This window comes from Oceanicaulis sp. (genome assembly GCF_965249665.1).
GTDB lineage: Bacteria > Pseudomonadota > Alphaproteobacteria > Caulobacterales > Maricaulaceae > Oceanicaulis.
In genome coordinates, this window is the sequence record NZ_OZ252247.1 from 2,726,420 (window position 1) to 2,739,870 (window position 13,451).

15 protein-coding genes are annotated in these 13,451 nt (G+C 62.3%); 9 read left to right on the forward strand and 6 right to left on the reverse strand.

The features are described 5' to 3' along the window. The first annotated feature begins 4 nt into the window (after window positions 1-4). Together ACP154_RS13115 and rpmG are read left to right on the forward strand one after the other, a co-directional pair. The gene (locus tag ACP154_RS13115) at window positions 5-1,180 is read left to right on the forward strand and encodes an MFS transporter (RefSeq protein ID WP_421858444.1); all 1,176 of its coding nucleotides are present in this window, start codon (window positions 5-7) and stop codon (window positions 1,178-1,180) included. Window positions 1,181-1,268: 88 nt separating this feature from the next. Next, on the forward strand, window positions 1,269-1,436 hold the full coding sequence (gene rpmG, locus ACP154_RS13120; protein ID WP_421858441.1) for a 50S ribosomal protein L33: 168 nt from the start codon (window positions 1,269-1,271) through the stop codon (window positions 1,434-1,436). 60 nt (window positions 1,437-1,496) lie between these two features. On the opposite strand, the gene ACP154_RS13125 is transcribed toward rpmG, so the two are convergent. Together ACP154_RS13125 and ACP154_RS13130 are read right to left on the reverse strand one after the other, a co-directional pair. Then, window positions 1,497-2,849: a PleD family two-component system response regulator gene (locus ACP154_RS13125; RefSeq protein WP_421858439.1), complete on the reverse strand. Its 1,353-nt coding sequence runs from the start codon at window positions 2,847-2,849 to the stop codon at window positions 1,497-1,499. Window positions 2,850-2,861: 12 nt separating this feature from the next. Further along, on the reverse strand, window positions 2,862-3,227 hold the full coding sequence (locus tag ACP154_RS13130) for a response regulator (RefSeq protein ID WP_028284823.1): 366 nt from the start codon (window positions 3,225-3,227) through the stop codon (window positions 2,862-2,864). Between the two features lie 178 nt (window positions 3,228-3,405). On the opposite strand from ACP154_RS13130, the gene ACP154_RS13135 reads away from it, so the two are divergent. Both ACP154_RS13135 and ACP154_RS13140 read left to right on the forward strand, forming a co-directional pair. Then, window positions 3,406-4,308 (forward strand): ROK family protein, encoded by a 903-nt coding sequence (locus ACP154_RS13135; protein WP_421858436.1) that lies wholly within the window; start codon window positions 3,406-3,408, stop codon window positions 4,306-4,308. Next, a complete protein-coding gene (locus tag ACP154_RS13140) occupies window positions 4,299-5,582 on the forward strand; it encodes a DNA polymerase IV (protein WP_421861447.1) in 1,284 nt (427 codons plus the stop codon). The genes ACP154_RS13135 and ACP154_RS13140 overlap by 10 nt, the downstream gene beginning before the upstream one ends. On the opposite strand, the gene ACP154_RS13145 is transcribed toward ACP154_RS13140, so the two are convergent. Beyond that, complete coding sequence (locus ACP154_RS13145; RefSeq protein WP_421858434.1) at window positions 5,579-6,481, reverse strand: alpha/beta fold hydrolase; 903 nt, start codon at window positions 6,479-6,481, stop codon at window positions 5,579-5,581. The two genes, ACP154_RS13140 and ACP154_RS13145, sit on opposite strands and share 4 nt — an antisense overlap. 128 nt (window positions 6,482-6,609) lie before the next feature. Between ACP154_RS13145 and ACP154_RS13150 the strand changes: the two genes are divergently transcribed. From ACP154_RS13150 to ACP154_RS13160, 3 genes are all read left to right on the forward strand, one after another. Beyond that, the gene (locus ACP154_RS13150; RefSeq protein WP_421858431.1) at window positions 6,610-7,071 is read left to right on the forward strand and encodes a RidA family protein; all 462 of its coding nucleotides are present in this window, start codon (window positions 6,610-6,612) and stop codon (window positions 7,069-7,071) included. A 64-nt stretch (window positions 7,072-7,135) separates the two neighbouring features. Next, window positions 7,136-8,281: a GNAT family N-acetyltransferase gene (locus ACP154_RS13155; protein ID WP_421858428.1), complete on the forward strand. Its 1,146-nt coding sequence runs from the start codon at window positions 7,136-7,138 to the stop codon at window positions 8,279-8,281. A 66-nt stretch (window positions 8,282-8,347) separates the two neighbouring features. After that, window positions 8,348-8,779: an HIT family protein gene (locus ACP154_RS13160; RefSeq protein WP_421858425.1), complete on the forward strand. Its 432-nt coding sequence runs from the start codon at window positions 8,348-8,350 to the stop codon at window positions 8,777-8,779. 3 nt (window positions 8,780-8,782) lie between these two features. Here ACP154_RS13160 and ACP154_RS13165 read toward each other — a convergent pair whose 3' ends face one another. Then, window positions 8,783-9,232 carry a hypothetical protein gene (locus ACP154_RS13165; RefSeq protein WP_421858423.1) on the reverse strand — a complete coding sequence of 150 codons (450 nt, stop codon included), beginning with the start codon at window positions 9,230-9,232 and terminating at the stop codon, window positions 8,783-8,785. Between the two features lie 123 nt (window positions 9,233-9,355). On the opposite strand from ACP154_RS13165, the gene ACP154_RS13170 reads away from it, so the two are divergent. Further along, entirely contained in the window at window positions 9,356-10,171 is an 816-nt protein-coding gene (locus ACP154_RS13170) for an alpha/beta fold hydrolase (protein WP_421858421.1), read from the forward strand. Here the strand turns inward: ACP154_RS13170 and ACP154_RS13175 are convergent. After that, complete coding sequence (locus ACP154_RS13175) at window positions 10,168-10,995, reverse strand: DUF2306 domain-containing protein (RefSeq protein WP_421858419.1); 828 nt, start codon at window positions 10,993-10,995, stop codon at window positions 10,168-10,170. The two genes, ACP154_RS13170 and ACP154_RS13175, sit on opposite strands and share 4 nt — an antisense overlap. A gap of 158 nt (window positions 10,996-11,153) precedes the next feature. Here ACP154_RS13175 and ACP154_RS13180 point away from each other — a divergent pair, with 158 nt between their 5' ends. After that, window positions 11,154-12,194 carry a helix-turn-helix domain-containing protein gene (locus ACP154_RS13180; RefSeq protein ID WP_421858416.1) on the forward strand — a complete coding sequence of 347 codons (1,041 nt, stop codon included), beginning with the start codon at window positions 11,154-11,156 and terminating at the stop codon, window positions 12,192-12,194. 10 nt (window positions 12,195-12,204) lie between these two features. Here the strand turns inward: ACP154_RS13180 and ACP154_RS13185 are convergent, their stop codons facing one another. Next, the gene (locus ACP154_RS13185) at window positions 12,205-13,446 is read right to left on the reverse strand and encodes a S41 family peptidase (protein WP_421858414.1); all 1,242 of its coding nucleotides are present in this window, start codon (window positions 13,444-13,446) and stop codon (window positions 12,205-12,207) included. Between the last annotated feature and the right edge of the window lie 5 nt (window positions 13,447-13,451).

Here is a 13,451-nt window from a genome sequence, read left to right on the forward strand (position 1 = left end):
GTCAATGATCGCCAGTTTTCTCTCCTCTCCCGACAAAGCGCGAACCCGATCCCTGATCGCCGCGATCTGTTGCGCGGCGCTCGCGGGCTGCGGCTTCGGCCTCTTGATGCCGCTCGTCGCACTCAATCTTGAAGCCATGACCGGCTCTGCCGCCGTCGTGGGCGCAAACGCCGCCGCCGCCGCCCTCTCCACGCTTCTGGCGACACCGCTCATCCCGGCCCTGATGGCCCGCACAGCGCCGCGCCAGACCGTGATTGTCTGCGCGATGATCACGGCGGCGGGCTTTGTGCTGTTTCCCGCCATGCCAGACCCTGTGATCTGGTTCGGGCTGCGCTTTGTCATGGGGTTGTCCGTGACGATCATTTTCGTCGCCAGCGAAACCTGGATCAATCAGCTCGCCAAACCTGAAAGCCGCGCCAGCCTGCTCGCCGTCTACGCCACCGTGCTGGCGGGCGGGTTCGGGTCTGGCGGATTGCTGCTCTCGGTGCTCGGCTCGCAAGGCTGGACGCCCTGGATCGCCGGCGGGGTGATCTACGCACTCGGCGCTTTGCCCATCATGATTTTGCGCGGCCCTTCGATACAACCGCCCAGCCGAGAGGAGTCCGGGCTCAAATCGCTGTTCTCGGCCGCCCGGCTTGCGCCGCTCGCCATGCTGGCGGGGCTGGTGTTCGGGGGGCTTGAGACCAATGTCTTCGCATTGATGCCGGTTTACGCCGAACGCATTGGCATTGCAGAGCGCGGCGTCGGCCTGCTGGTCGCGATCGGCGCCCTGGGCGCGATCGCCTTGCAGATTCCCTTGGGTAAGCTCGCAGACCGCACAGGGCGTGACCGGACCTTGTCGGGCGTCGCCCTTAGCGCGGTGATTCTCTCGGTCGCCATGGGGCTGGCGGGTGCGAATCTGTGGCTGCTGATCCCGATGGTGTTCTTTTTCGTGGGCGCCAGCAGCGCGTTCTACACGATCGGTCTGGCGATGATCGGCGAGCGGGTGCAGCCCGGCGCCCTCGCTTCGGCGAACGCCGCCTTCATCTTCGCCTACGGCCTGGGCTCGCTTCTGGGACCCGCTCTGGGCGGCGTCTCCATGGACATTGCAGACCCCTGGGGTCTGATGGCCGCCTTCGCCGCCATGGCCGGACTGTACTTTACGCTGTCACTTGTGAGCAAAGGCCGTTCGAGGCATTGACAGCGTCGCGTGCGCGGGTATGTTCCGCGGCTCGCAGCGCCGGACCCCTTGTCTGGCGCGCCAAGTTTATGTGTACGGGTGCGCGACTATGGCCAAGCCGACTACCATCAAAATCCGCCTGAATTCGACGGCGGGCACGGGCTATTCCTACGTGACCAAGAAAAACGCCCGCACGATGACCGAGAAACTCGTGCTGAAGAAGTACGACCCGGTCGCGCGCAAGCACGTCGAATTCAAAGAAGGCAAGATCAAGTAATCCTGCGCTTTCGCGCGACTTGATCCGCTTTGACTGGAATGAGGAAAGCCGCCTGTTAGTTCAGGCGGCTTTTCGTTTGGCCTCGATCACTCGGTTCCGGCCCGAGCGCTTGGCTTCATAGAGCGCGGTGTCTGCGCGCTCGATCAACGTCTCAACGCTATCATCCATGAACGCTTCGGCGATGCCGGCGCTCATGGTGACGTCGATCACATCACCGGTTTCACGCAAAGTGATCGGTGTGGCGCAGACCGCCAGACGGGCCCGCTCCATGGCGTCTGACGCCTCTTTTGCGGTCGTGTTTGAGAACACCACCAGAAATTCCTCACCGCCATAGCGGCCCGCAACATCAATGGCGCGCAACTCGCCGCCCAGACGCGCGCAGATCTCCTGCAGCACCTGATCGCCAGCGTTATGCCCCCAGGTGTCGTTGATGCGCTTGAAATGGTCGATGTCGATCAATCCCACCGTCAAGGGCTCATGGGAGGCGTTCAGGCCATCCAAGGCCTGGCGCAGGCGAGACACCGTGTAGCGGCGATTAAACAAACCGGTCAGCGCATCCCGCACCGACATTTCAAGGCTTTCGTCCAGACGCTCGCGCAAGGCGTCCGCATAGCGTTTGCGTTTGAGCTGGGTCGAGCTGCGCGCAGACAGCTCGCCTGGGTCAAGTGGACGGGAAATCACATCATTCACGCCCAGATCAAGTGCGCGCACCATCGTGCGCTTGTCCATCTCGTCCACGACGCCCAGAAGCGGCACCTGGCGCGTATCCACATCGGACCGAATGCGTGCGCACAGGCGCAAGCCGTCAAACCGCGGCGCGCTGAGATCGACGATGATCAGATCGGCATGTTCGGCCTGGGAGATCGCCAGGCGCGGATCCCCATAGCCTTGAGCATCCAGGGTGTCAGGCAGAGCCTTGACGATGCGTTGGGCTGAGTTCTGGTCCGCGGCGGCGACAATCACCCGCCCGCCGCCATTGGCCGGCTCGAAGGAAGACATTTCAACGCCGCTGCTTTCACGCTGGCGCAGCTCGTCCATGACGCTGGTCAGGCGCAACAGTGAGCGCACGCGCGCAAACAGAGCGACATCGTCCACAGGTTTGGTCAGAAATTCGTCAGCCCCGGCTTCCAGACCGCGAATACGGTCAGAGCGCTGGTCCAGCGCTGTCACCATCACCACAGGGATATGCCGGGTCACAGGGTCTGCTTTCAGCCGGCGACAGGTCTCAAACCCGTCCATGCGCGGCATCATCACGTCCAGCAAGATCACGTCAGGCTTCTGGCTGCGGGCGAGATCGAGACAGCTGGGTCCGTCATCCGCCATCAAGACATCGAAATACTCCGCCATAAGCCGGGCTTCCAGCAGACGTCTGTTCGTTTCGATATCGTCGACAACCAGAATGCGTGCGCTCACCGAAGGCTCCTTCTATTCGAGAAAATCCCGAACGGTTTTGATGAAGGACGCCACCGTGATGGGTTTGGATAGATAGCCCTCGCACCCGCCTTCACGAATCCGTTCCTCATCGCCTTTCATGGCGAAGGCCGTCACTGCGACCACAGGAATGGCGGACAGCTCGGTGTCGTTCTTGATCCACTTGGTGACATCAAGACCGGACACTTCAGGCAGCTGAATATCCATCAAGATCAGATCAGGCTTGTGCTCACGCGCCATGTCTAGCGCCTTGAGGCCCTCACTGGTCTGCACGGTCTCATAGCCGTGCGCTTCGAGCAGATCACGAAATAACTTCATGTTCAGCTCGTTGTCTTCAACGATCAGAACTTTTTTGGACATGACCTGCAGCATTATAACCGCGCTTTCCCCAATGCGCTCCGCCGTCTTTGCAGCGTGAGCATCTTGACCATCCACAATGCATTTAACCCCACTTTCCTTAATCAACAGTGAGTCCCCGCCTTCGCATCGCGATTAGAACAAGATATGAACGTTGAAAGCGGAGAAAAAGAGGTGGTCCGTGTTGCGGTTAGGCGTGGATCTTGGCGGCACGAAAATCGAAGCCGCCCTGGTGGATGAGACGGGCGCACGCCTCATTCAACGTCGAACGCCCACGCCTGCCGCCTATGACGAGAAGCTGGACGCCATTGCAGCGCTGGTGGCGCAAATCGAGCACGAGGCGGGTGTTTCATCCCCCCTGCCGGCCGGGATCGGCCATCCGGGATCTTTGAATCCGCGCACCGGATTGATACGCAACGCCAACTCCACCGCACTGAATGGTCGTGCGCTGGATCAAGATCTCGCCGCCCGGCTGCAGCGCCCGATACGGTGCGCCAATGACGCCAATTGCTTTGCATTGTCTGAAGCGCGCGATGGTGCGGGCGCCGGATGCGCCAGCGTCTTTGGCGTCATCGCCGGGACAGGCGTGGGCGGGGGGTGTGTGATCAACGGCGCTCTGGTGACGGGCGCGGACGGGAATGCCGGCGAATGGGGCCATACCGCCCTGCCCTGGATCACGGCTGAAGAGCTTGCGGTTAGCCCGGCCTGTTACTGCGGTAAGTCCAATTGCGTTGAGGCCTGGTGTTCCGGCCCGGCCCTGTCTGCCGATCATCAGCGCCACACCCGGCAAGCTTTGAGCGCTCAAGAGATCGCAAACGCCTCCGCTCAGGGGGATGCGACGTGTCAGGCGAGCCTGGAACGCCACGCCCAGCGCTTCGCCCGCGCGCTGGCGAGCGTGGTCAATATCCTTGACCCTGAGATCATCGTTCTGGGGGGCGGTTTGTCGAACCTCACTGATTTCGCCCGGACACTTGAGGCCCATCTTCAGGACTGGGCCTTCACCGATGAGCTGGTGACGCGCATACGCCCCGCTCGTCATGGCGACAGCTCGGGCGTGCGCGGCGCTGCATGGTTATGGCCATGACCCGTCCAGCGCCGTCTCAAGGCTATTGCCGAAGCTGTCTCGCCCCGGCGCCCGTCGGCGTGCAATGCCCGGCCTGCGGTGGCGGACCCGTGCTCTCCCATCCCGAACTCGATACGCTCTCCATCGCGCATATCGATTGCGACGCGTTCTTCGCCTCGGTGGAAAAGCGCGACAATCCCGAGCTCGAGGACCAACCGGTTATTATCGGCGGCGGCCAACGCGGCGTGGTGTCCACCGCCTGCTATATCGCCCGGCTTTATGGCGTGCGCTCGGCCATGCCCATGTTCAAGGCGCTGAAAGCCTGCCCGGACGCGGTCGTGGTGCGCCCGCGCATGGCGGTCTACGCCGCAGACGGCAAGCGCATCCGCGCCATGATGGAGGATGTCACCCCGCTTGTGGAGCCGCTGTCCATTGACGAGGCTTTTCTGGACCTGTCAGGCACTCAAAAGCTCCACGGCGCCTCGCCTGCGCAAACCTTGCTGAGGCTGCAGCGCCGCATTCTGAATGAGGTGGGCGTCACGGTGTCAGTGGGGCTGAGCTTTAACAAGTTTCTCGCCAAGACCGCGTCTGATCTCGACAAACCCAACGGGTTTTCGGTGCTGGGACGCCAGGACGCGCCTGCTTTTCTGGCGCAGATGAAAGTGGGCGACGTCTATGGCGTCGGGCCTGTCATGGGCAAGAAGCTCAATGCGGATGGGCTCTACACCCTGTCAGACGTGCTCAAACGCTCTGAAGGCGATCTGGCGCGCAAATATGGCGAATCCGGATTGCGTCTCGCCCGTCTGGCGCGTGGAGAGGATGCCCGCAAGGTCAGCCCGGCCCGAGAGCGCAAGTCGGTGTCGGCAGAGACCACGTTTAACGACGATGTGTCTGACAAGGCGGTGCTGAAAGACCGGCTCTGGCCGTTGTGCGTGAAGGTCGCCGACCGGATGAAAGCCCAGGGCGTCGCGGGGCGCGTGGTGACGCTGAAAATCAAGACCGACAGGTTCAGAACGATCACCCGGCGGCGCACGTTAACCGACCCGGCCCAGCTCGCGGACACGCTCTATCGCATCAGCGCGGACATGCTGGACAAGGAGCCCGAAGGCGTGCGCTATCGCCTGATCGGGGCCGGCTATTCGGTGCTGGAAACCGCAATCGCGGATGCAGGCGATCTGCTCGATCCCAACGCGCTCAAGCGCGCCGCGGCGGAACGCGCCATGGACGCGGCGCGGGCGAAATTCGGCGACGCCGCGATCATCAAGGGCCGTATGTTGAAAAAGGATCGGGATTAGTCCCGGAGATGCGTCGGGTCTGCATCCAATGACAGCCAGCGAAACACCTGCGGCCAGAACACATCCGCCATTTTCGAGCGGAACAACCCGTCATGGCCCAAGGCGCCCAGGCCCGTATCCTCATGACGCACCAGCTTCATCTCGGTCGGCGCGTTTTCATAGCGCTCCAGCAGCCAGCGTACGGTCTGAGGATTGGCGATCGGGTCGTCATCAGGCGTCCAGGCGCGCACCGGCGCTGTGAAGCCCTCATAACGCGAGGTAAGGCCGAGCTCGGCGATCGCATCGCGAAAGCATTCAGGGTTCACCCCAAACTCGCGCCAGTCCTTAAAGACACGGGGCGGCAAAGGTTCACCGCGCCAGAGCACGCCCTTGGGAATATGCCCGCGCAGCAGGAGGTAGGCCGGGCCAATCAGGCGCCAGAACGCCCAGGCGAAGTATTTCAAGGGCGCGGATTGATCGCCCCAATACCCTGAAGACGCCGAGAGCATGGCCAGTCGGCGTACCGGCAGCGCCGGGTCGATCAGCGCAGCGAACTGACCGCCTATGGAATGGCCGACTATATCCAGTGGCAAGCCGGGAAAGGCCTGACAGGCCGCGTCCGCAGCGGCGGGAATGTCATACACGGCCCAGTCCAGCATCCGGGCGGTTTCGCGCCGGGGATGACAGCGCGCGGACTCCCCCTGCCCGCGATAGTCAAAGGTCAGCACCGCCCAGCCGTTTTCGGCGGCGGCCTGCGCGAACGGTGCGTAAAAGTCCTTGCGGTAGCCTGTGGCCGGATTCACCACCATCACGGCTGTCGGATCATCGGGCACGGTGAAACAGGCTGACAGCAATTTGCCGTCCGCCGTCCGCAAGCGGACTGGTCTGAGCGTGGTCAGGCTGGCTGCATCGCGCGCCATGTGTTCACCTTGTCATTCCTGCGCACCATGCAGGCCGGGCCCACTGAATTCAACCCGCCCGCCTCATTGCCAGACCGGGCCTCAAGCGCCTAACTGACTATCTGGTTTTCTCCAACGGAGCCCCGCAAATGGCTGACATCGAATCCCGGCTCAAGCAACTGGGCCTGACCCTGCCTGAAGCCGCCGCCCCCGTGGCCAATTATGTTCCCTACGCCCAGAGCGGACAGATCGTGCATATTTCCGGTCAGATCTCTCTGGGGCCTGACGGCCTGGTGACAGGTCGCCTCGGCGACGGCGTCTCTCTGGAAGACGGACAGGCGGCGGCGCGGCTATGTGCGCTGAACCTGATCGCACAGATCAAGGCGGCCTGCGGCGGTGATCTGGGACAGGTCAAACGCATTGTGAAGCTGGGCGGTTTCGTGAACGCACATCCTGACTTTTACGACATTCCCAAAGTCATCAATGGCGCGTCCGACCTGATGGTTGAGGTGTTCGGCGACGCCGGACGGCACGCACGGTCCGCCGTGGGCGTTTCCGTCTTGCCCCTGAACGCAGCGGTCGAAGTGGACGCTATTGTCGAGATCACGTGATCGGGCTCGAAGACCGTCAAACGCCACCCTATATCCCGGCTCAGCCGAGACGTCTGGACGGGGCATGACCGACATTACCGTGCGCATGATCAGCCGGATGGCGCAGATTGATCCCGCCCAATGGGATGCCTGCGCCAATCCGGCGGGTCAGCCTTATGACCCGTTTTTAAGCTGGGACTTTCTCGATGCGCTGGAAACCTCCGGCAGCGCCGTGGAAGAGACCGGCTGGGGACCGCGCCATCTGATCGCCGAAAATCAAGCCGGTCAGGTGATGGGCGTCCTGCCGCTGTATCTCAAAGGCCATTCCTACGGCGAATACGTCTTTGATCATTCCTGGGCGGATGCGCTGGAGCGCGCGGGCGGACAGTATTATCCCAAGCTCTTGACCGGCGTGCCGTTCACTCCAGCCACCGGACGCCGGGTTCTGGCCTCAGACTCTGGAGTGCGTCAGGCGCTGATCAACGCCGCCCGTCACGCCGCGCGCGAACTGGGCGTCTCCAGCTGGCATGTCCTGTTTCCCGATCCGCACACGCAGGCCGAGTTGACAGACTCAGGCCTTCTTGCCCGACAGGACATCCAGTTCATCTGGGAGGATCAGGGGTATGGTGAATATGAGGGCTTTCTCGCCGCCCTCTCCTCTCGCAAGCGCAAAGCGCTGCGCAAAGAACGCGCGGCGGCGCAGTCGGGCGTCACGATCGAACAGCTCACCGGCGAGGCGATCACCGAGCATCATTGGGACGTCTTCTTCGCCTGTTATCAGGATACGGGCGCGCGCAAATGGGGGACGCCCTATCTCAATCGAGACTTCTTCGCCCTGATCCATGAACGCATGGCGGACAAGGTGTTGCTGGTGATGGCCAAACAGGACGACCAGCACATCGCCGCCGCCCTGAACTTTATCGGGTCTGACACGCTGTATGGCCGCTATTGGGGCGCGCTCGCCTTCTCAGACCAGCTCCATTTCGAGCTCTGTTATCATCAGGCGATTGATTACGCGCTGAGCCATGGACTGAAACGCGTCGAAGCCGGCGCCCAGGGCGGACACAAGCTGGCGCGCGGCTACCGCCCGCAGCTCGTCTATTCCGCCCATGAGATCCTGCATGAAGGCCTGTCTGGCGCCGTAGAGCGCTTCCTGCGCTCGGAACGCCAAGCGGTGGAGACCGAGCGTCTGGCGCTGGATAAGGAGTCTCCTTATCGCAAGGACGGTTAGCCCTTGGACCTGCAAAAGGTCTGGGCTAGGACTTCTGGGACTTAAAGCTTAATCGGAGTGCGATCCATGAGCCTTCACGGGACCTATGACGACCAGAACATCTTCGCCAAGATCCTGCGCGGGGAAGCGCCGTGCGTGAAGCTTTATGAGGATGAGCATGTGCTCTCCTTCATGGACATTTTCCCTCAGAGCAAAGGCCATACGCTGGTCATCCCCAAGGAAGCCGCACGCAATTTGCTGGAGATATCAGACGCTGGCGCCGCCGAGGCGATCAAGCGCGTCAAGAAAGTCGCGCAAGCCGTCGAAACAACGCTCAAACCTGACGGCGTCACCATCGCCCAGTTCAACGGCGCTCCGGCAGGCCAAACCGTCTATCACATCCATTTCCATATCATCCCCCGCTGGGAGGGCCAGGACATCGCGGGCCATGGCAGCGCCGGACAGGCGGATATGGATGAGCTGAACGCGCTGGCGGAACAGATCAAAGCGGCGCTCTAGGCCTTACTCGCACCAGGCACCCGGCATGTCATAGGGACCGTGCCGGGCAGTGGTCTCGCCTTGCTCATCACGCTCCAGGATTTCAAACTGGGCCGTATCCACCGGCAAGGTCGCGTCGGCGTCTTCAAGCGGCTCAGCGCCCAGCCCGGCGCCGATCCGCGGCCCTAAAGCGCCTGTCTCATCCGCTGCTTCATGGCCCCCGCTGCTCCAGCGCGGATCATAGGGATAGGTGCGCGCCATCACGCCGCCCTGGCAATCATAGGCGATCCACTCAAGGCGCGAGTGCGGCGCGCCGCTATCGTCTTCAACATAAAACCGGCGTCCGCCAAACGCTTCCACAAGCGCGGGCTCTTGGGTGAAATCAACCGCCACCACGCGGCCGGTGACCGCACTCTCAGACGCAGGATGAGCCAGCAAAGACGCCAGCACGCTTGTGGTCATCAACAGGCTCATCTGATTTCTCCCAGTCGGATCCGTGGCCAATCATTCTCAGATGCCAGCCATGCATAAGCTTGGCTTCACGCTCAAGACCAATCGCCCTAGCGTGGAGGAAAGTGTCTAATTGAGATTTGATGCATGACCTCCGCCTTTTCGCTCGCCGCCAATTCCACCGCCGCCCTGTTTCCGCGCACCTTCAAGGCGTCCGTGGCCCGTCAGTTCACCCGGCCGCGCGTGAAGCAGCAAACCGACCGAGGTCGCGATTGGCTCGACAGCCTCGATACGCAGACTTTCACCGGCCCCCAAGGCGAACAACGGGTCTATCGCGGCGGCGACGGGCCGCTGGTGTTCTTCCAGCATGGCTGGGAGGCGGACAGCACGGATCTGTCGACCTTGGGACAGGCGGTGATGGCGGCCGGATTTTCTGTCGCCATGATTGACGGACCGGCGCATGGCCAGAGCGAAGGCCGTAAAGCCCATCTGTTGTTGTTCGCCGAAGGGCTGGGCGCTGCGGCGGCGCAGCTCGGTCACCCCTATGCCATGGTGGCTCATTCCATGGGCTTGCCCGCGACCGTGCTCGCCAAAGCGCGCCATGGATTTGATCCTGGTCGCGTCATCGGCCTGGGCGCGCCAGACGCCCTGCCCCGCAATGTGGAGTTCCAAAGCCAGGCGATGGGGCTGTCCAAGCGCGCCGTCCGGTTGATGCTGGAGTCGATCAGCGAGCAATTCGGCGAGCCCGCGACCAATCTCGACATCAGTCTGGATGCGCCAAACTTCGACACCCCTGCCCTGATCTTGCACGGCGAAAACGATCAGATCGCCCCGCCCGCATGCGCCGAACGCATCGCCGCCGCCTGGCCGGGCGCCCAATGGGAAGTCTTTGACGGCATCGGTCATCGCGGCGTGTTGCGCGATGACCGGGTCGTGGAAATGGTGCTGGCGTTTCTGCGCTAGAGGTGCGGCCCCCACATGATCAAGGTCGCGCCAACCCCGCCGAGACCGGTGAGCCCGGCGGAGGTGAGCGTGACCAGGGTGCTGCTCCACTTCAGCGCGACAGACCGGCTTTTCTGGGCGCTTAGATAGAGCTGCAGCCCCGCCAGCGGAATCGCCATCACGCCGAACGCCAGGAAGATATCAAACCAGCCGTTCATCTGACTTGTGATGCCCACCGGGCCGACGCTCATCAACCAGGCGCCATAAAACAGGCGCATGAACCACACCCCGTTGGCGACCATGAACAGACGCATGGCCCAGGGACGGTGCCGGGCGATATCTCGCTTCACGGCGAAATGAACCGTAAGTGCTGCGAACGCCAGGATGAGCACGGTGTTCAGCGTGGATGCGATCGCGCTGATGTCATTCAGATGCGTTCCGCGCCCCCACACCATCCACAGACCGCCAAGCGCCAGATAAACCGCCAGCACCAGGAACACCCGGCCGCTCATCCGGTGAAGCCTGGGCGCCCAATTGCGCAAGGGCGCTGTGAGCTGCATCAACCCAGCCAGCGTCATGATCGCAGCGAGCAAGACATGGGTGATGAACATCAGATTGCCGAAGCCGTCTCCCGCCTCATACCCCTTGATCAGACCCACTTCGTCCCAGCGTTCAAACTCTCCCAGTAGGGTTTTAGGGACATAGGCGACGAGGATGTAATAGACGAACATCAACTGCCCGGCCGCGGCGGCCAGAAACCAAAGCTTTCCTGACAAGCTGTGAGCGCGCGCAGCCCAGCTTTCAGACCCGACAGCATAGTGTGAAGACGACAAGGCTTGCGTCATCGAACCAACTCCTAACTTCGCCCGGTCTTATCGCCGGGCCGACAGGAGCGATTTGCTTGATTGAGCGCCTTTTGATCTTGCCGATTTGCATTCCGGCCAGAAAAAGCTGCACATTGAAGACAGAAATCGTCGCACCCGACGTCATATGGACCACCGTCATGCTCGCTTTCGGCCTGGGCCTGAAACTTCTTTGCGCGATCTGGGCCCTGGCTTGGGCAGGCTGGGTGCTGGTGCGCGGTCAGCGCACCCCGCTGCATCTGACCTGGGGCGTCTTCACCCTGTGCATGGGCGCATTGCTGGTGGCGGAGGGACTGGGGAGCACGCTCGGTTCAGCGCGACTCTGGCTGCTGATGCTCAGCGGCGGCACCTGTTCGGTCTTCTGGTTATTCACCCGCGCCCTGTTTCGCAAGACCGCCGCCATTGGCCCGTTCGAACTGATGCTTGTCGGCGGGATCATCGCCCCGTCTGTGATCAAACCGGTTTTGATCATCTCTGGCTTTGACGCACCGATTGAAATTCTGGTGAGCGCCCAAACCATGCTCAGCTCGACGGCCTTGATGCTATCGGTCTGGGAGGCCGCGCGGAACTGGCCAAGCACCGAGCACGTGAATGAACGGCGCTTGCGCATTGGATATCTGGCGGTGTTCATCTCCGGGGTGTTTCTGTGCGCCATAGTGTTCAACACAGCTGCGCCGATCTCACCTCAACTGGTCACCTTGATCGAGGCCTTGTGCGCGGCCGCAGTCCTCGCCGTCGGCAGCATCGCGATTGTCTACAGAGGCGCCCATCCCGTGCCCGAGTGGCGGCCCGCGCCAGAGGCGACCGAGACGGATATGCAGCTCGGGCAGCGCTTGGTCCGCCTGATGGATCGGGAGCAATTGTATCTTGAGCCGGATCTGAGTTTGCGACGTCTCGCGCAAGCTTTGGGCGAGCCGCCCAACAAGGTCAGCCGCGCCATCACCGCCGGTCTGAAAGCCGCCAATGTGAACCAGCTGATCAATGCGCGACGGATCGCACACGCCCAATCGCTGCTGACGGATCCCGACAAGGATTCGCTGACGATTTTACAGGTGGCGCTTGAAAGCGGTTTCAATTCGATCGGCCCGTTCAACCGGGCCTTCAAGGCGCTGACCGATCAAACCCCGCGTGACTACCGGCGCGGTCGGGATCTAGCGACGCAAGGAGTGGCGGCTGAGTGACAGACCCGGGCTAGCGGCTTTCCATACCCAGGGCTTCAAACGCGCGCTCCAGCGCCAAGTCTTCCCCATTCGGGCCGCGCACATCCGCGCTTTCGAGCCCGATATCGGCGCGATAGGCTTCGCGTGGCGTTCCGTCCACATGATAGAGCGTCTCGGTCGGCAGCTTCACCGTCCAGCCGCTATGCGGCAGGTCATAATCATAAATCGCGCCCAAAAGCCCCGCCATCGGCGCGGCGATGGTCACGGCGTCTGCGACAGCGTCGAGGCCCAGGGTCAGCCCTTCGCCCATGGACCCGGTCCAGCGCCCCGCCAGCACCACCACCGGAACGCCCGCCAGGCTGTCGCCGCGCGGCAGAACTTCTTCAACCCATTGGCGGGCCACGCCTGTATCACGCTCGATCTGCGGGAGGGCGTGACGTTGATAGGCTTTGGCGTCATCAATCAAACGCCCCATCAAAGCGCGGGCATAAAGCGTGTCGCCGCCGCTCGGCGTGTCACGCAGATCTATGATCAAGCCGTCAGGACGCGCCCCTGAGAGAGCCTCATCAATGGCGGCGATCAGATCGCCGTTCCCCAGAGAATCGTTAAACCGCAGCACCCGCACGCCCTCATGCTCGGTCACGCTGATCAGCGGGCGGTCTTCTGTCTCCACCTGATAGAGATTGGGCAGGCTCAGAGCCTGCGCCTGTCCGTCCGCATCAAGAAAGACGAAGTCACGCGCCTGGTCGCGCGGTCCCGCCGCCAGGACCCGGGCGGCGAAGCCTTTACCAGCGCCGGTGTCATAAGGACCGCCGCACAGCCCCTCGACAGCTTCCTCAATGGGTAATCCCGCGACAGAGGCGATCCGCCACCCCGGCGTCACGCCCACAGCCTGGGCGGGCGAGCCGGCGCGCACATCCGTCACCACATAGACGTCGTCGCGAAACTCGACCCAGAGATCATTAAAGCTGGGCGTCAGACCATAAGAGCGTGGCGAGGAGACGCCGAGAACGGCGTGATGGTCCTGCAGGGCGTTCACCGCGCATTCCGCAAAGCGTAATAGGCTTGATGGATCTGTGACGCTGTCCGGGTCGACGCCCTGCGCGCCACGCGCCGGGTTGCGCCCGTCAAAGCGGTGCGCATAGGCGTACTCAGCGTCAATCAGGTCAAGCAGATAGAGGGCGTCTGCGCGATAATCAGGCGTTTGCGCTATCGCGCTGGCGCTCAATAAAAACGCGCCGCTGAGGATCAGCGACGCGTTTTGAAAGGTCATTCGTT

Bases quoted from the DNA above. Each gene is read 5' to 3' on its own strand.
- rpmG (WP_421858441.1), top strand. From the start codon at position 1,269: ATGGCCAAGCCGACTACCATCAAAATCCGCCTGAATTCGACGGCGGGC.
- ACP154_RS13130 (WP_028284823.1), bottom strand. From the start codon at position 3,227: ATGTCCAAAAAAGTTCTGATCGTTGAAGACAACGAGCTGAACATGAAG.
- ACP154_RS13115 (WP_421858444.1), top strand. From the start codon at position 5: ATGATCGCCAGTTTTCTCTCCTCTCCCGACAAAGCGCGAACCCGATCC.
- ACP154_RS13145 (WP_421858434.1), bottom strand. From the start codon at position 6,481: ATGGCGCGCGATGCAGCCAGCCTGACCACGCTCAGACCAGTCCGCTTG.
- ACP154_RS13150 (WP_421858431.1), top strand. From the start codon at position 6,610: ATGGCTGACATCGAATCCCGGCTCAAGCAACTGGGCCTGACCCTGCCT.
- ACP154_RS13155 (WP_421858428.1), top strand. From the start codon at position 7,136: ATGACCGACATTACCGTGCGCATGATCAGCCGGATGGCGCAGATTGAT.
- ACP154_RS13165 (WP_421858423.1), bottom strand. From the start codon at position 9,232: ATGAGCCTGTTGATGACCACAAGCGTGCTGGCGTCTTTGCTGGCTCAT.
- ACP154_RS13175 (WP_421858419.1), bottom strand. From the start codon at position 10,995: ATGACGCAAGCCTTGTCGTCTTCACACTATGCTGTCGGGTCTGAAAGC.
- ACP154_RS13140 (WP_421861447.1), top strand. From the start codon at position 4,299: ATGGCCATGACCCGTCCAGCGCCGTCTCAAGGCTATTGCCGAAGCTGT.
- ACP154_RS13180 (WP_421858416.1), top strand. From the start codon at position 11,154: ATGCTCGCTTTCGGCCTGGGCCTGAAACTTCTTTGCGCGATCTGGGCC.
- ACP154_RS13170 (WP_421858421.1), top strand. From the start codon at position 9,356: ATGACCTCCGCCTTTTCGCTCGCCGCCAATTCCACCGCCGCCCTGTTT.
- ACP154_RS13160 (WP_421858425.1), top strand. From the start codon at position 8,348: ATGAGCCTTCACGGGACCTATGACGACCAGAACATCTTCGCCAAGATC.
- ACP154_RS13185 (WP_421858414.1), bottom strand. From the start codon at position 13,446: ATGACCTTTCAAAACGCGTCGCTGATCCTCAGCGGCGCGTTTTTATTG.